Genomic DNA, 17,142 nt, shown 5'->3' on the forward strand with positions numbered 1-17,142 from the left:
CGGAGTTCCTCAGGCGTCGTCGTTGGCTTTGAGCAGGCGGTCGTAGGCGTCCTGGTCGAGCAGGGCGGTTACGGCGCTGGCGTCGGCAGGGATGAAGCGGAAGAACCAGCCTTCGCCCATCGGGTCTTCGTTGACCAGTTCCGGGCTGTCTTCGAGCTGGCCGTTGACCTCGACCACTTCACCGGTCAGGGGCATATAGACACCGCTGGCGGCTTTTACCGACTCGACGGTGGACGCTTCGCTGCCTTTCTCATACGGCTGCAACTCTGGCAGTTGCACGAAAACCACATCGCCAAGGGCGTTCTGGGCGTAGGCGGTGATGCCCACGGTGACGCTGCCATCGGCTTCGACGCGCAGCCATTCGTGATCTTCAGTGAAACGCAACTCGCTCATGGGGAATCCTCGGGAAGCAGGGCGTTGGGCGCGGTGGCTCCGCGCTCTTGGGGTTGCTTTCCCTTAGCAATAATGCGGCCAATCAAAGAAAATTCTTTAAAAACAATGATTTATTGATTTTTGCGGGGTGGCTGCTTGTTTGTTTGGAACGAAAACGCTACAGAAGGTTGTGCATGAAAAAGGGTTTGGGGATCAAAACCTTGTGCAATAGCACTCGAACGGGTTCGTACTGATTTCGTTACGGTGTATTGAAATCGATACGATTCCTTGAGCCAGTTCAGTTGTTGGCAAGCCGGAATAAATCAAGCAAGTTCGATACTTGCAAAGCTTTTAGCACTTTCTTCTTGCACCTATACCGTGTCGCCATATCAACTATTTGTGTCACCTGCGTGATAGTTTTCAAATGGCTGAACTAAGTATTTGCCCTCAACGATTTTCCCGCCTATAGCGCGTCACCAGAATGGCCACCTTTCATGTGAGCCGTCAGTCTGAAGCAATAACCACAAAGTTGGTTATTCGGCTGTCGGCCCAGCATGTGCCTTGCTGCCAGGGCTCATGCAACCAGCACCGAATATCAGGAAGGGAAAGTGTCATGGGAATGACGAGGCGTAAATTTTTGATTGGCGGCGGCGTCGTGGCTATCGCAGGCGGCGCAGGGGTTCTGACCCCGTTGTTGACCCGGGAAGGCCGATTGATTCCCGGCAAACCGCGGTTCGGTTATGTGGCAGGCACCGAGGGGGCGCTTCCCAAGCAGGCAGACGTAGTGGTTGTTGGCGCTGGTATTCTGGGGCTCATGACCGCAATCAACCTTGTCGAGCGCGGCCTCTCGGTCGTTGTCGTTGAAAAAGGTGAAATTGCCGGCGAACAGTCTTGCAGGTTCTATGGCCAGGTCATGACCTACAAGATGCCTGATGCGACATTCCAGTTGCACCATCTTGCCAAGCAACGTTGGCGAGAGATGAATGCCAAAGTGGGGGCGGACACAAGTTACCGCACACAAGGCCGGGTCGAAGTACCTTTCGATGAAGAAGACCTGGAAGGCGTCAGAAAGTGGATCGATGTCAAAACGCGGGAAGTCGGCGCAGACATTCCCTTCAAGACGCGAATCATTCAAGGCAGTGAACTTGAAGAGCGCCTGCGCGGTGCATCCTCGCGCTGGACGGTTGCAGGCTTCGAGGAAGACTCCGGTAGCCTGGATGCCGAGCGCGCTTCGTTCGTCATGGCCGAGTATGCCAAGAAAGTGGGGGTGCGGATCTACACCCACTGCGCCGCCAGGGGCCTGGAAACCCACGCAGGTGCCATCTCCGACGTGGTGACGGAAAAGGGCGCCATCAGGGCGTCTCGCGTGATCGTGGCGGGCGGTGCATGGTCCCGGTTGTTCATGCAAAACCTGGGCGTCGATGTACCTACCTTGCCCGCCTACCAGTCCCAGCAAATCATCAGCGCGGCGCCCCGTGCACCTGGGGGCAACGTTGCATTGCCTGGGAATATCTACTTCCGCGAGCAGGCTGACGGCACATACGCCACCTCGCCACGCGTCGTGGTTGCCCCGGTGGTCAAAGAGTCGTTCATGTATGGCTATAAGTACCTGCCACTGCTGGCCATCCCCGACTTCCCGGTGCACATCTCACTCAACAAGCAACTGATCGATTCGTTCATTCAGCCAACGCACTGGAAGCTGGACGAGGTTTCGCCGTTCGAGAAAAACCGGCTGATGACCGCAGCGCCGGACCTGCCGGAACTGAATGCCTCACTGGAAAAACTCAAGGTCGAGTTCCCTGCGTTCAGCGATGCGAAGCTGATCGATCAGTGGAGCGGTGCCATGGCTATCGCACCCGATGAAAACCCCATCATTTCGCAGGTCAATGAGTACCCGGGGCTGGTCCTCAACACCGCAACCGGTTGGGGGATGACCGAAAGCCCGGTGTCGTCCGAACTGTCGGCGGACTTGCTGCTTGGAAAGGCGCCGGTGCTGGACCCCAAACCCTTCAGCCTGTATCGGTTCTAAGCCCACCAGGCGCAATGGAATGACCCGTCCGCGCAGCGTCGATGCGTGCACATTTTTGGCAATCATCAGGAGAACAGTATGAAAGTGGCTTTAACGACCGCAGCAATGGCCGTGGCACTCGCGGGTGCCGGGAGCGTTCATGCACAAGAAATCGTGCGCCATGGCGCAGGGAGTTTCCCTATCTCGTCGGCTGTAGAGGTGCCTGCCGGGAAGACGGTTGTCTACCTGAGTGGTTCTGTCCCTTCGGTTATTCACCCTGACGCACCCAAGGGTTCGCTGGAAGCCTACGGTGATACCAAGGCACAAACCATCAATGTGCTTGGAAACATCCAGCAGCAGCTGAAAGAACTGGGCCTTGGTCTTGCCGACGTGGTGAAGATGCAGGTATTCCTGGTGGGCGGCCCGGAGAACGGCGGGAAGATGGACTTCGACGGTTTCATGGCCGGTTATACCCAATTCTTCGGGCCAGCCGCCAAGCAGCCAGTCCTTCCTGCACGCTCGGCGTTCCAGATTGCCGGCCTGGCCGACCCTGCCTGGCGTGTCGAGATCGAAGTGACAGCGGTTCGTCCCTGAACCCAGGCATGCGACAGTCCCGGGCTAGCCATGCCCGGGACTGGCCGGTGGGTTTAGCCAGTGATAAATGGCAATGCCAGGTACAGTTTGATCACGATCACGTTGATGATGTCGATGAAGAACGCACCCACCATCGGCACCACCAGGAAGGCGATGTGCGAGGCGCCGTAACGTTGGGTCACCGCTTGCATGTTGGCAATCGCCGTGGGTGTTGCACCCAGGCCGAAGCCACAGTGCCCCGCCGCCAGCACCGCTGCATCGTAGTTGCGGCCCATGACCCGGAATGTCACGAAGATCGCAAACAGTGCCATGACCAATGTCTGTGCAGCCAGCAGTATGAAGAACGGCAAGGCCAGTGCTGCCAGGTCCCACAGTTTGAGTGACATCAAGGCAATTGCCAGGAACAGCGACAGACTGACGTTGCCCAGTACCGAAACTTCCCGTTCGAAGACATGATAAAAACCGAACGCCGAAAGGCCGTTGCGCAACAATACGCCCACGAAGAGTACGCAAACGAATGTTGGCAGTTCGAATGCCGTACCTTTCAACAGGCTGTTAAGTAATGTGCCGGCCAGTAAGCTGACGGCAATAAGTGCCAAGGTTTCGATAAATGAAAACGAAGTAATCAACCGCTCTTTGTTCGGCTGCTCAAAGCCCTTGGGTAACTGCGGTACTTCTTCTTCCACACCCGATGTTTTGACACGCTTGATCAGCAACCGGGCGACCGGGCCACCAATCAAACCGCCCAGCACCAGGCCGAACGTGGCAGAGGCCAGTGCAAGTTCCGAGGCCGAAGCCAACCCAAATTTTTCAGTGAAGGTCGCGCTCCAGGCAGCACCAGTGCCGTGGCCGCCAGACAAGGTGATCGAACCGGCCAGCAGGCCCATCAGTGGGTCGAGCCCCAATGCCGTTGCCAGCCCGATACCCATGGCGTTCTGAACCAGCAGCAGGCCCGTCACCACCAGCAGGAACACGGCAACCACGCGTCCGCCCTTCTTCAGGCTGGCAAAGTCTGCACTCAAACCGATGGTGGCGAAGAATGCCAGCATCAACGGTGCTTGCAACGAGGTATCAAACTGGACCTGTACATCGAAACTGCGCAATGCCAAGAGTGACAGGGCAACGACCAACCCACCTGCAACAGGCTCCGGAATATTGTAAGCGCGTAGGAAGCCAATACGTGCGACCAGACCGCGCCCCAGTAGCAGTACTAAAGAGGCGGCTACAAGTGTCCCGTAAAAATCGAGTTCAAACATCAGGGTACTCTTCGCTCAGGGTGACATGCAAAATTACAATGTCACCATTCTACGGCGAGTACTCCAGTCAATTGCGGCTGAGCGGCTAGGAAAAATCTGAATCAACGGTAAGTTTTGACGACAAGTATCAGGCTTTTCCGGGTATTCCATATTTACGCAGTCGCTGGGCAATAGCGGTATGCGAAGTTTGCAAACGCCCGGCTAACTGCCGCGTCGACGGGTAGCTGGCATACAAGCGCTGCAACAGCTCACGCTCGAAGTCACCCACGGCCTGCTCCAGGCTGGCTACGTCGCCATCCAGCCCACGTGCCACCGAAGTACCGGCGATGTCCAGGTCGCCGATATCCACCAGGTTGCCCTCGCAGATGGCCGCTGCGCGGAAAATCACGTTCTGTAGTTGGCGCACATTGCCCGGCCAAGGGTTGGCCAGCAGTGCCGAGTGGGTGGCGGGGGTCAGCCGGCAAGGTGGGCGCTGAATCTGCGTGCAGGCTTGCTGCATGAAGAAATGCGCCAGCATCAGGATATCCTGGCCCCGGTCGCGCAGTGGCGGTACCTGCAGGTTGAGCACGTTCAAGCGGTAGAACAGGTCTTCGCGGAAGCTGCCGTCGGCAACCATGCGTTCTAGGTCGCGGTGGGTGGCGCTGATGATGCGTACATCCACCTTCACTTCGCGGTCACCGCCCACCCGGCGGAAGCTGCCGTCGCTGAGAAAGCGCAGCAGTTTGGCCTGCAGGTATGGCGACATTTCGCCAATTTCATCGAGGAACACCGTGCCCTGGTTGGCCAGCTCCATCAGCCCGGGCTTGCCACCCCGTTGCGCGCCGGTGAAGGCGCCAGGGGCGTAACCGAACAGCTCGCTCTCGGCGAGGCTCTCGGGCAGCGCGGCACAGTTAAGGGCAAGGAACGGTGCTGCGTGGCGGCTGCTGATGGCATGGCAGGCACGGGCTACCAGTTCTTTGCCGGTGCCGGTTTCGCCATGCACCAGCAATGGCGCATCGAGCGCCGCCACGCGCAGGGCGCGGGCCTTGAGGGTGCGGATGGCCGGTGACTCGCCGAGCAGGGCATCGAAACCTTCGGCGTGGTCGTGGTGCAAGGCTGACAGGCGTTCGCCCATGCGTGAAGGTGGATAGAGCGTCAGCAGGCCGCCGGCATTGGTGATCGGCATGGCGTCCAGCAGCAGGCTCTGGCCGTTCAGCTGCATCTCGCGCATGGGCAGGTGGAAGTTGTTGTCCAGCAGGGCTTGCAGCAGCGCCGGGTCGCCAAACAGTTCGCCCACCGAGCGCCCGGCGGATTCGCGGCCACACAGTTCGATCAGCGCCGGGTTGGCCAGCAGCACCAGCCCTGCGCTGTCCACCGCCAGCACCGGGTCGCTCATGGCGGCCAGCAGGGCATCCAGCTGCAGGTGGCGGCGTTGGCCAGGGAGGATGTCGACCACGTCCACCGATTGCACGCCATGCACCTCGAAGAGCGCGTCGTGCAGTTCTTCAAGCACGGCGGGGCTTAGGGTGGGGGCGTCGATGTAGACGTTCGGCGGGACCATCTCCACGGCGTCCAGGTTGAGGTTGCGGGCACCGAGCAGGGCGAGGACTTCCTGGGTGATGCCGACGCGGTCGATGAAGCTGACGTGGATGCGCATGGGGGAGGGTGAGGTGGTGGCCGGGGAGGGCGGTAGTATGCCTTAACATCGCCGGGGCCGCTGTGCGGCCCCGGTTCTTGAAATCACTCCAGATGTTCAGGCTTGATCGGATCGCCCGATTTCACATCGAGCTTTTCGCGAATGTCGGCGAACATGTGGTCATAGAGCTTGTGCGGCGAACTCAGGGTCTCGAATTTCTTCGGCGGCGCCAGATACGACTGGGCCTTGCGGCTCAGTTGCATGAGGAAGCTGGGCAACACCTGGTCCTTGGCGAGGAAGAACTTTTCTTCCACCGTTTTGCCTTCGATGCTGCCATGCATGTGGAACTGAATGCCTCTGCCTTCCTTGGGATCAGACACTGCCTCGTACTCGATGTTCAGGTCGTAGCTGTGGTCTGCCGCGTTCAGCGCAGTGCGCTCGATGTGTACATGACCGGGGTGGTACTGGGCCATGGCTAACTCCTCTGGAAGGTCGAAAATGGCGGGCGCCAGGCGCCCGCCCACTGCATTCAACGGTAGCTGATCCCCGGCTTCGCGGTGGAGACCCGAGTGCCGGCAGTGCCTTTGACGATGTCCTCGATGTTCTCGAGCGAACTGATCACCGCTACTTTGCCGGTATTGCGGGCGAAGTCACTGGCAGCCTGCACCTTTGGCCCCATGGAGCCGGCAGCGAAGCCAAGCCGTTCGAGTTCGTCAGGGTGTGCCTGGGCGATGGCTTTTTGCGTAGGCTTGCCCCAGTCAATGTACGCCGCATCGACGTCAGTGGCGATTATCAGAAGGTCGGCATCCAGTTGCTCGGCCAGTAAAGCCGAGCACAGGTCCTTGTCGATCACCGCCTCGATGCCCTTGAGCTTGCGGTTTTCATCGTACAGGGTGGGGATGCCACCACCGCCTGCGCAAATCACGATGCTGCTCTTTTCCAGCAGCCACTTGATCGGGCGGATTTCAAAAATGCGCTTGGGTTTGGGGCTGGCCACCACGCGGCGATATTTGTCGCCATCAGCTTTGACCACCCAGCCCTTTTCCTTGGCCAGGCGCTCGGCTTCTTCCTTGCTATAGACCGGGCCGATGAACTTGGTCGGGTCCTTGAAGGCGGGATCGTTGGCGTCCACTTCCACCTGGGTCAGCAGGGTGGCGAACGGCACCTCGAAGGCCAGCAGGTTGCCCAGTTCCTGTTCGATCATGTAGCCGATCATGCCCTCGGTTTCAGCGCCTAGCACGTCCAGCGGGTAGGCCTCGTCGGGCTTGTAGGACAGCGCCTGGAGCGACAGCAGGCCAACCTGCGGGCCGTTGCCGTGGGCAATGACCAATTCGTTACCGGGGTGAATCTTGGCGATCTGTTCGGTGGCGGTACGGATATTGGCACGCTGGTTGTCAGCGGTCATGGGCTCGCCGCGACGCAGCAGGGCGTTGCCGCCCAATGCAACAACGATACGCATGGGGAATGTCCTTTAACGAGAGAAGGGAGTGATGCTCTCAGGCCGTGCCTCTCCCTGTGTAGGAGCGGGTTTACCCGCGAAGGCGTCAGCCCAGAAAAATAGGTTGGTGCTGCCGACGCATTCGCGGGTGAACCCGCTCCTACATGGGAGCGGGGTGGCCGCGCTATCGAGTCAGCCCTTACAGATCAGCCAGGGTCGACACCAGGATCGCCTTGATCGTGTGCATACGGTTTTCCGCCTGCTCGAAGGCGATGCAGGCTGGCGACTCGAACACGTCGTCAGTCACCTCGATGCCGTTGGCCAGGTCCGGGTACTGTTCGGCGATCTGCTTGCCTACCTTGGTCTCGGAGTTGTGGAACGCCGGCAGGCAGTGCATGAACTTGGTCCGTGGGTTGCCGGTGGACTTCATCAGGTCGGCATTCACCTGGTAAGGCTTGAGCTGCTTGATGCGCTCACCCCAGGCTTCGATTGGCTCGCCCATCGATACCCACACGTCGGTGTGCACGAAGTCCACACCCTTGACCGCCGCTTTCGGGTCTTCGGTGAGGGTGATGCGGGCGCCGCTTTCCTCTGCGTATTTCTTGCAACGCTCGACCAGGTCATCATGCGGCCACAGCGCCTTCGGTGCGGCGATGCGTACATCCATGCCAAGCTTGGCACCGATCAGCAGCAGGGAGTTGCCCATGTTGTTGCGGGCATCGCCCAGGTAGGCATAGCTGATGTCATGCAGCGGCTTGTCGCTGTGCTCACGCATGGTCAGCACGTCGGCGATCATTTGCGTTGGGTGATATTCGTCAGTCAGGCCGTTGAACACCGGCACGCCGGCAAACTTGGCCAGCTCTTCGACGATTTCCTGCTTGAAACCACGGTACTCGATGGCATCGTACATGCGCCCGAGCACGCGGGCGGTGTCTTTCATGCTCTCTTTGTGGCCAATCTGCGAAGAGTTGGGGTCGATGTAGGTGACGTTGGCGCCTTGGTCATAGGCCGCCACTTCGAACGCGCAGCGGGTACGGGTAGAGGTCTTTTCAAAGATCAGGGCGATGTTGTTGCCCTTCAGGTGCTGCTGCTCGGTGCCGGTGTACTTGGCGCGCTTGAGATCGCGGGCCAGGTCCAGCAAGTAGCGCAACTCGCGCGTGGTGTGGTGTTCCAGGCTGAGCAGGTTGCGGTTGTGAATGTTGAACGCCATGACTTTTCTCCTTGAGTTTGGTGAACGCACCGGCCGCCGCTTTGTGAGGGCGGCCGGGGGTAATGGGCGTTAGTAATCGATAGGGTCGCGCACGATCGGGCAGGTCATGCAGTGGCCGCCGCCACGGCCCCGGCCCAGTTCGCCGGCGCTGATGGTGATGACCTCGATACCCGCCTTGCGCAACAGGGTATTGGTGTAGGTGTTACGGTCGTAGCCGATGACCACACCCGGCTCGATGGCCACCACGTTGTTGCCGTCATCCCACTGTTCGCGCTCGGCGGCGAAGCTGTTGCCGCCGGTCTCGACCACGCGCAGCTTGACCCCCAGTTGCTCGCCCACCACTTCGATGAACGACTTGTTGATGCGGCGAACGTCCATGCCGTACGGCTTGCCTTCGTCCGGACGGATGATGAACGGCACGATCTCTTTCACCACTTCCGGGAAGACCGTGACCAGGTCGCGGTCGCAGAAGCTGAACACGGTGTCCAGGTGCATGGCGGCGCGGGACTTCGGCAGGCCCGCGACGATCACTTCCTTGACGGCGCCCTTGGCGAACAGGTTCTGTGCCAGCTGGCCGATGGCCTGGCGCGAGGTGCGCTCGCCCATGCCGATGAGCACGATGCCATTGCCGATCGGCATCACATCACCGCCTTCGAGGGTGGCATTGCCGTGGTCTTTGTCAGGGTCGCCGTACCACACCTGGAAGTCGGCGCCGGTGAACTCCTTGTGGAACTTGTAGATGGCAGTGGTCAGCAGGGTTTCCTGGCGTCGCGCCGGCCAGTACATCGGGTTCAGCGTCACGCCACCGTAGATCCAGCAGGTGGTGTCGCGGGTGAACTGGGTATTGGGCAATGGCGGCAGGATGAAGCTGGAATGGCCCAGGTAGTCGTTGTACATCTTGACCACGTCGGCGCCTTCGCTTTGTGGCAGGTCCTGGCCCGCCACGCCACCGATCAGGAATTCGGCCAGGTGTCGAGGATCAAGGCCTTCGAGCCAGCTGCGCACTTCGTTGGTCAGGCCCACACCCACGGTGTCGGGGGTGATCTTGCGGTCTAGGATCCACTTCAGTGCTTCGGGTTGCTGGACGATGTCGGTCAGCAGGTTGTGCATTTCCAGCACATCTACGCCGCGCTCGCGCATCTTGGTGACGAAGTCGAAATGGTCACGCTTGGCCTGGTCGACCCAGATCACATCGTCGAACAGCAGTTCATCACAGTTGCTCGGCGTCAGGCGCTTGTGCGCCAGGCCCGGAGCGCAAACCATCACTTTGCGCAGTTTGCCGGCTTCGGAGTGGACACCGTACTTCTGTTTTTCAGCGGACATGGTTTCATTCCTCCAATTGAACGAAGACGTGGGTCAAAGGGTCAGGAAGCCGTCGTACAGGCCGAAGGCTGCCACCAGGGCACCGATGACCACGGCTGCGAAGATCAGTTTTTCCACGTTGGTGAAGACAGGTTGGCCTACCTCACGCTTGGCCTTGGCGAACAGGATGGCGCCAGGTGCGTAGAGCAGGGCCGAGAGCAGCAGGTATTTCACGCCGCCGGCGTACAGCAGCCAGATGGCGTACAACAGGGCGATACCGCCGATGATCAGGTCTTTCTTGCGTTCGGCCAGGGCCTGTTCGTAGGTTTCGCTGCGCAGTGCCAGCAAGAAGGCGTAGGCTGCCGACCACAGGTAAGGCACCAGGATCATCGAGGTGGCGAGGTAGATCAGCGACAGGTAGGTGCTGTTGGAGAACAGCGTGATCACCAGGAAGATCTGCACCATGGCGTTGGTCAGCCAGAGGGCGTTGGCCGGCACCTGGTTGGCGTTTTCGCGGCGCAGGAACTCCGGCATGGTGTGGTCCTTGGCGGCGGCGAACATGATTTCTGCGCACAGCAGTACCCACGACAGCAGGGCCCCCAGCAGCGAGATGATCAAGCCGACGCTGATCAGCACCGCACCCCAGTGGCCGACCACATGTTCCAGCACGGCCGCCATCGACGGGTTCTGCAGCTTGGCCAGCTCCGGTTGGGTCATGATGCCCAGCGACAGCACGTTGACCAGCACCAGGAACAGCAACACGGTGATGAAGCCGATGACCGTGGCCTTGCCCACGTCAGAGCGTTTTTCCGCCCGGGACGAGAAGATGCTCGCACCCTCGATGCCGATGAACACCCACACGGTGACCAGCATCATGTTGCGCACCTGGTTCATCACACTGCCAAGCTCTGGTGTGCCTACGGCCCAGATGTCGGCGGTGAAGATGTCGAGCCTGAAGGCGAACAGGCAGATCAGTGCGAACAGCGCCAGCGGCACCACTTTGGCCACGGTGGTGACCAGGTTGATGAATGCCGCTTCCTTGATGCCGCGCAGCACCAGGAAGTGCACGGCCCACAAGAGGATCGACGCGCCAATGATGGCGGCCGGCGTGTTGCCTTCACCGAAGATCGGGAAGAAGTACCCCAAGGTACTGAATAGCAACACGAAGTAGCCGACGTTGCCCAGCCAGGCACTGATCCAGTAGCCCCAGGCCGAGGAAAAGCCCATGTAGTCGCCGAAACCGGCCTTGGCGTAGGCATACACCCCGCCATCCAGGTCAGGCTTGCGGTTGGCCAGGGTCTGGAACACGAAGGCCAGGGTCAGCATGCCGACGGCGGTGATGCCCCAGCCAATCAACACCGCACCAACCCCAGCGCTGGCGGCCATGTTTTGCGGCAGCGAGAAGATCCCGCCGCCAATCATTGAACCGACGACAAGTGCAACTAACGCGCCGAGCTTTAGTTTTCCGGATGAATCAGACATTTAACAACTCCTGCCAGGAGAAAGTTGACATCAGCATAAATCTGACGCCTCTGCCGTAACCTGACTTGTGTCAGTTTAAGGCGACGCGAAGGTAGGGGATTTCCTTCACGGGTGCTCCTGGAGAGTGCCGACAGCTTAAGCTGCAGGCCTTGCGCGCTGGCACCTCCATGTCGTTCTAGAGCAAACGCTCTGTTCAGCCTGCGATGCTTGAAGCTAGCCGCTTTTGCCGCTTTCGCAAATTTTTCACAAGAATTTCGAGTTTTATCAGTTTCTTTTCTAGTTGCCGCGCAGCTGCTAGTTTTTACAGGAGCGGTGCATAGACAAAGCAGTTATTAGTGCTATAGCTTCAAGGCCATGCTTCATTATAAGTAACAGCATTTATATGGCCCGCAACGCTGTTTCAAATGCGTGACAGTGCAGGAAAAAGGGAGGCTCATGAGCGAACCGGGACAGAAGCTGCGCCTTGGCGCGCTGATCGCGCTGGTGGTCGGCTCGATGATTGGTGGCGGCATCTTTTCGCTGCCGCAGAACATGGCGGCGCGTGCCGATGTAGGGGCGGTTTTGATCGGCTGGGGCATCACGGCTGTCGGCATGCTGGCGCTGGCCTTCGTGTTCCAGACCCTGGCCAACCGCAAGCCGGAGCTCGATTCGGGGGTGTACGCCTACGCCAAGGCGGGCTTCGGTGAATACATGGGTTTCTCCTCGGCCTGGGGTTACTGGATCAGCGCCTGGCTGGGTAACGTCGGCTACTTCGTACTGCTGTTCAGCACCCTGGGCTTTTACTTCCCGGTGTTTGGCGAAGGCAACACGCCAATCGCCATCGGCTGTGCTTCGCTGCTGCTGTGGGCGGTGCATTTCCTGGTGCTGCGCGGCATCAAGGAAGCCGCGTTCATCAACCAGGTGACCACCGTGGCCAAGGTAGTGCCATTGCTGATGTTCGTGGTGATTGCCGCGTTTGCCTTCCGTTCCGATATCTTCACCCGGGATATCTGGGGCATGAGCAACCCGCAGTTCGGCAGCGTGCTGGAGCAGGTGCGCAACATGATGCTGGTGACCGTGTTCGTGTTCATCGGTATTGAGGGGGCCAGCGTGTATTCCGGGCGAGCCGAGCGCCGTTCGGACGTAGGTAAGGCTACGGTCATCGGTTTTCTCGGGGTGCTGGCGTTGCTGGTGCTGGTCAACGTGTTGTCGCTGGGGGTGATGACCCAGCCGGAACTGGCCGGGCTGCAGAACCCCTCACTGGCCTCGGTGCTGGAGCACATTGTCGGCCCTTGGGGTGCGTTGCTGATCAGCCTTGGGCTGGCGGTCTCTTTGCTCGGTGCCTTGCTGTCCTGGGCGCTGCTGTGCGCCGAGATTCTGTACGCCACGGCGCGGGACAAGACCATGCCGCGCTTTCTGGCCAAGGAAAACGCCAACCATGTGCCGGCCAACGCCCTGTGGCTGACCAACTGCATGATCCAGGGCTTCCTGTTGATCACGCTGTTCTCGGCCGGTACGTACACCAGCCTGATCTACCTGGCGTCTTCGATGATCCTGGTGCCCTACCTGTGGTCGGCGGCTTATGCCGTGCTGCTGGCGGTGCGTGGGGAAACCTACGCCGGGCAACCGGGCCTGCGCCGCAAGGACCTGCTGGTGGCGCTGGTTGCCCTGCTGTATGCCGTTTGGCTGCTGTACGCGGGGGGGCTGAAGTACCTGCTGCTTTCTGCGCTGTTGTACGCACCCGGTGTGATCCTGTTCGCCAGGGCCAAGCATGAGCAGGGGCAGGCCTTGTTCACCACCTGGGAAAAGCTGATTTTCGCTGCCGTGCTTGTGGGCGCTGCATTGGCGGCCTACGCCTTGTATTCAGGGCTGCTGAGCTTGTGACGGGGCAGGGCAGGCATGCTCCGGGCGCGACCAGATCCACAGGTTGCCCAGGGTCATGCCGGCGATGGCCAGGAACACCGGCCAGCGGTGTTCGAAAAAGGTCAGCATCAGGCCAGCACACAGCAGCATGCTGAGGGTCGCGCTTACCTTGGCCCGGCGCTGGATCACCTTGCCATTGCGCCAGTTGTAAAGGATTGGCCCGAACAACCGGTGGTTTTCCAGCCAGGCTGAAAGGCGCGGTGAGCTGCGCGTGGCAGCCCAGGCGGCCAGCAGGATGAACTCGGTGGTCGGCAAGCCGGGAATCACGATGGCGACCAGGCCCACGCCCAGGCTCACGTAAGCCAGTATTCCATACAGCAGGCGGGCGAGTTTGGAGCGGGCGGGTCGGGTCATGGTCTCACTGCATAAAACGGTGCGGCCACCGGAAGGGTGGCCGGCTACGGCGTATCAAACCAGCGCGGCATCTGCAGCATAGGCGTGCTTGAGCAGCTCGGTGAAGCGTTCGAAGGCGGCAACGGCGCCGCGTTCGGCAGCGGCTTCCTCTTCGGCCGACAATGCCAGGCCATCGAGGATGCGGGTGAACTGCTTCCAGCCTTCGGCACGGCCACCGGCCGGTTCGCCCAGGTGGCGGACACCGAAGCTTTCGGACAGTTCCAGGGCCACGGCACGCTTGATCAGAAACGCAGCGCCCAGTTTGGAGCCTTCGGAGACGAAGATCCAGCCCATTGCCTCACCCAGGCTCGGTTTGCCCAGGGCGCCCGGCACGGCTGCCGGTACTTCGGTGTCGAGGTCGGCGAGGTCCAGGCGGGCCTGATCGGCGCGGCAGCGCTCGGCCAGGTCGGGGACGATGGCGATCAGTTGCGGGTCGTTGTACAGGGCCTGCAATTCAGACTGAAACAGGTACTGGGCAACGACGAAGCGGGCAAAGCTTTCGCGGCTGTCGAAGGGTGCGTGGGATTTGACCAGGGCATCCAGCGCGGCGTGCGGGGCGTGGGTGATCTGGTTCAGGCGCTGGGAGCGCAGGGCTGGGCGTTCGGTCATGGGGGCAATCCTTGGAAAAAGGGGCGTCTAGATACAAGACGAAACAGCGGGGGCGGGACAGTAAAAAAACTGGCTTTTTTGAGAGTTGCAGCGCCTGTGAGATCGAGCGCCGCCCGCGCGGCGCATCGCGAGCTGCGCTCGCTCCTACGTTTGTTTCGGGACAGTAACGCCTGTGATAGGCGCGCGCGACCGCCTTGTTTGTACGGCGCAATACCGAGCCATGCATCAAGGCGTTCACACAAATCCCACAGGAATAATTGGCCCGAAACAAACGTAGGAGCGAGCGCAGCTCGCGATGCGCCGCGCGGGCGGCGCTCGATCTCACAGTCGATGCAAAACTAAAAGTCTCAGATATCCCAAACCACATTGATACCGAAGTTGCGCCCTGGCATGGTCAGGCGGTCAATGTTGGCGGGCTGGGTAACAGCCGCTTCACCCTGGCCGTCGTAGCTGCGCACCGAGTCCCACTGCCAGTACTTCTTGTCGGTGAGGTTGTACAGGCCGGCGTTGATGGTGACGTCGTCGGTCACCTTGTAGTAGCCGGTCAGGTCCAGCACGCCGTAGCCCGGTGTACGGAACTTCGAGGTCGAGCCGTCAGGCGAATAGAAGGTGCTGTCGTCGACGCGGGTCTTGCGCTTGACCAGCGTCCAGCTCAGCAGGCCGCCATAGTTCTGCTGCTCGTAACCCAGGCCGAGCACGCCTTTCAGCGGATTGACGCTGTTCAGCGGCTCTCCGGTGTCATCGTTGCGGCCGTAGGTGTAGGCAATCGAGCCCTGGGTATACAGGCCTTGCGGCGCACCGAAATGGTCGAGGTTCAGGCGGCCCTTGACCTCGGCACCCTTGATGGTGGCGTGCTTGATGTTGTTGGCCTGGAAGGTTTGTTCCAGGTTGGCGCTTTGCACGGCGTCTTCATCGATGAAGTCGCGGTACTTGTTGTAGAACACCGCCACGTCGAAGTTACCGGCAGCGAAGTTGCCACGCAGGCCGGTTTCGTAGCTTTTGCTCTTCTCCGGCTCAAGGTTCGGATTGCCCTCTACACGGTAGCCTTGCTCGATATTTTCGAAGCGACCGTACATGGCCTTGGCGGTCGGGGTGCGGAAGCCTTCGGCATACTGGCCGTACCAGGTGTAGTTGTCGTTGAAGGCGTAGGTCAGGCCGAACTTGGGCGAGACGCGGTGCCACTTCTTGTCCGAGTCGTCCTGGGACGTAGGCGCTGTACCGGTCGATGCCAGGCCACGCAGGAATTCGTCGGTGAACTTGGGCTCCATGCGCGTGTAGTCGTAGCGTGCGCCGGGCATGAAGGTCCAGTTGTTCCAGCGGATTTCGTCCTGCATGAACAGGCTGTAGGTGTTCACGGTCGGGTCCGGGAAGTCGCTGACCAGCGCCTGGCCGTCTGCCGGGCGGTCGGCGCCGATGGCGGTGCAACCGGAGCCAATGGTCAGGCAGGTGCCGGTGCCGCTGCGCGATCCGGTGACTTTCTCATGCTTGAGTGTGGTGCCGTAGGTCAGCAAGTGGTCGGTGGCACCGATGCTGAAGGCCTTGTCGAGCTGGGCATCGAATACCCACTGGCGGTCCTTGTAGGTGGTGTCGCGGGTACGCAGAACCTGGCGGCCAGGCGGTGCGTAGACTTCCTCGGTGTGCTGGTCGGTCTTGGCGATCTGGTAGTTCAGGCTCCATTTCACATGGTCGGCGACCAGCGAGTCCAGGCCGAATTCGTGATTGATGCCGAAACGCTCGCGGGTGATGGTGTCGTTGCCATTACGCGCCTTGTAGTAGCCCATGCCGCCAAAACCGGGAATGAACGGCCCACCCACTGCGCTGAGGATGTTCTGGTCGCGATCATCCTTGTAGCGCTCGTAGGTCACGCCCAGGCGTGCGTCGTCGGCGTAGTTCCAGCCCAGCTTCGCCAGCACGTTGGTGGTGCGTACGTCCATTGGGTTGGCTTCGGTGCGCGACAGGCCGTCACCGCTGTGGCTGCCGTGGGTCTCGGTTTCATGGCCATTGCGCTGGCTCAGGTGCAACAGGCCATCGAAGTCGCCCTCGCGGCCGGCGACGGTGGCAGAGGTGAGCCAGCTTTCGTCGGCCGAGCTGTAGCCGGTCTTCAGGCGGGCGCCTACGTCCTTGCCGGGCTTGATGATGTCGTCGGGGTCGAGGGTGAAATAGCTCACCGCGCCGCCGATGGCGTTGCTGCCGTACAGCACCGAGGCCGGGCCACGCAGGATTTCCACGCGCTTGACGATTTCCGGATCGACGTAGTTGCGTTGGGTCTGGGCGTAGGGGCCGTAGAAGAAGCTGTCCGGGATCGACACGCCGTCGACCTGGGTGAGGATGCGCTCGCCGTCGATACCGCGGATGTTGTAGCCGTTCAGGCCGCTGCGCTGGCCGGTACCGGCCACCGATACGCCCGGCTCGTAGCGCACCAGGTCCTGGATGTTGTTGACGTTCTGGCGGTCCAGTTGCTCGCGGGTCTGCACGCTGACGGTGCTCGGCACCTGGCTGACATCCTGGGCGCTACGGGTGGCGCTGACGGTCACCTGCTGCAGGGCGATCACATTGCCGCTGGCCTGGCGTTCGAGCACCACGTTGCCGTTGCTGATCTTGCGCAAACCCAGCCCGGTACCGTGCAGCAGGCGCTTGAGCGCCGCTTCGGGTGCCAGCGAGCCTTGTACACCCGGCGAAACCACGCCCTCGGCCAGTTCGGCGCTGAAGCCGACTTGCCAGCCGGTGACCTTGCTGAAGGCATTGATGGCCGACACCAGCGGCTGCTGGCTGATACTGAAGCGGTAGTCACCCATGCGCGGGCTGCTGGCCTGGGCCGGTTCTGCGGCCATTGCAGGCAGGCCGCAGGCGCCGCTGGCAAGCAGGGCCAAGGTCAACAGGGACAGGCGGGGAAGGGGGGACGAGCGGGTAGGACCAGTGGACATCGGAAGCGCTCCCAGACGCGCGGACTGTTATAGGTGA

14 protein-coding genes are annotated in these 17,142 nt (G+C 60.6%); 3 read left to right on the forward strand and 11 right to left on the reverse strand.

Features of this window, described 5'->3' with window-relative positions; genetic code table 11:
* Positions 1-9: 9 nt before the first annotated feature.
* Positions 10-393, reverse strand: a complete 384-nt coding sequence (gcvH, locus tag ACF8R4_RS14330) for a glycine cleavage system protein GcvH (protein ID WP_016713109.1) — start codon at positions 391-393, stop codon at positions 10-12.
* Between the two features lie 592 nt (positions 394-985).
* Here gcvH and ACF8R4_RS14335 point away from each other — a divergent pair.
* Complete coding sequence (locus ACF8R4_RS14335; protein ID WP_060497448.1) at positions 986-2,401, forward strand: FAD-binding oxidoreductase; 1,416 nt, start codon at positions 986-988, stop codon at positions 2,399-2,401.
* 78 nt (positions 2,402-2,479) lie between these two features.
* The gene (locus ACF8R4_RS14340; protein ID WP_060497447.1) at positions 2,480-2,974 is read left to right on the forward strand and encodes a RidA family protein; all 495 of its coding nucleotides are present in this window, start codon (positions 2,480-2,482) and stop codon (positions 2,972-2,974) included.
* A gap of 53 nt (positions 2,975-3,027) precedes the next feature.
* On the opposite strand, the gene gltS is transcribed toward ACF8R4_RS14340, so the two are convergent.
* From gltS to arcD (ACF8R4_RS14375), 7 genes are all read right to left on the reverse strand, one after another.
* On the reverse strand, positions 3,028-4,230 hold the full coding sequence (gene gltS, locus ACF8R4_RS14345; RefSeq protein WP_060497446.1) for a sodium/glutamate symporter: 1,203 nt from the start codon (positions 4,228-4,230) through the stop codon (positions 3,028-3,030).
* A gap of 127 nt (positions 4,231-4,357) precedes the next feature.
* Positions 4,358-5,866: a sigma-54-dependent transcriptional regulator gene (locus ACF8R4_RS14350; protein ID WP_016713105.1), complete on the reverse strand. Its 1,509-nt coding sequence runs from the start codon at positions 5,864-5,866 to the stop codon at positions 4,358-4,360.
* Positions 5,867-5,949: 83 nt separating this feature from the next.
* Entirely contained in the window at positions 5,950-6,318 is a 369-nt protein-coding gene (locus ACF8R4_RS14355) for a DUF5064 family protein (RefSeq protein WP_060497445.1), read from the reverse strand.
* Between the two features lie 56 nt (positions 6,319-6,374).
* A complete protein-coding gene (gene arcC / locus ACF8R4_RS14360; protein ID WP_060497444.1) occupies positions 6,375-7,304 on the reverse strand; it encodes a carbamate kinase in 930 nt (309 codons plus the stop codon).
* A gap of 178 nt (positions 7,305-7,482) precedes the next feature.
* The gene (locus ACF8R4_RS14365; RefSeq protein WP_392492747.1) at positions 7,483-8,493 is read right to left on the reverse strand and encodes an ornithine carbamoyltransferase; all 1,011 of its coding nucleotides are present in this window, start codon (positions 8,491-8,493) and stop codon (positions 7,483-7,485) included.
* 69 nt (positions 8,494-8,562) lie between these two features.
* Entirely contained in the window at positions 8,563-9,816 is a 1,254-nt protein-coding gene (gene arcA / locus ACF8R4_RS14370) for an arginine deiminase (RefSeq protein WP_060497442.1), read from the reverse strand.
* A gap of 33 nt (positions 9,817-9,849) precedes the next feature.
* Entirely contained in the window at positions 9,850-11,277 is a 1,428-nt protein-coding gene (gene arcD / locus ACF8R4_RS14375) for an arginine-ornithine antiporter (RefSeq protein ID WP_104834043.1), read from the reverse strand.
* Between the two features lie 435 nt (positions 11,278-11,712).
* Between arcD (ACF8R4_RS14375) and arcD (ACF8R4_RS14380) the strand changes: the two genes are divergently transcribed.
* Positions 11,713-13,140 (forward strand): arginine-ornithine antiporter, encoded by a 1,428-nt coding sequence (gene arcD, locus ACF8R4_RS14380; RefSeq protein ID WP_392492750.1) that lies wholly within the window; start codon positions 11,713-11,715, stop codon positions 13,138-13,140.
* On the opposite strand, the gene ACF8R4_RS14385 is transcribed toward arcD (ACF8R4_RS14380), so the two are convergent.
* The 3 genes from ACF8R4_RS14385 to ACF8R4_RS14395 all read right to left on the reverse strand — a co-directional run bounded on the left by ACF8R4_RS14385 (position 13,120) and on the right by ACF8R4_RS14395 (position 17,105).
* Positions 13,120-13,533, reverse strand: coding sequence for a YbaN family protein (locus tag ACF8R4_RS14385; protein ID WP_060497440.1), 414 nt, complete (start codon positions 13,531-13,533; stop codon positions 13,120-13,122). The two genes, arcD (ACF8R4_RS14380) and ACF8R4_RS14385, sit on opposite strands and share 21 nt — an antisense overlap.
* A gap of 54 nt (positions 13,534-13,587) precedes the next feature.
* Positions 13,588-14,181 (reverse strand): biliverdin-producing heme oxygenase, encoded by a 594-nt coding sequence (locus tag ACF8R4_RS14390; protein ID WP_392492752.1) that lies wholly within the window; start codon positions 14,179-14,181, stop codon positions 13,588-13,590.
* Positions 14,182-14,528: 347 nt separating this feature from the next.
* A complete protein-coding gene (locus ACF8R4_RS14395; protein WP_392492754.1) occupies positions 14,529-17,105 on the reverse strand; it encodes a TonB-dependent receptor in 2,577 nt (858 codons plus the stop codon).
* Positions 17,106-17,142 lie beyond the last annotated feature (37 nt).

Origin of the sequence: Pseudomonas sp. FYR_2 (assembly GCF_043106425.1) — a bacterium.
Classification (GTDB): Bacteria; Pseudomonadota; Gammaproteobacteria; order Pseudomonadales; family Pseudomonadaceae; genus Aquipseudomonas; species Aquipseudomonas monteilii.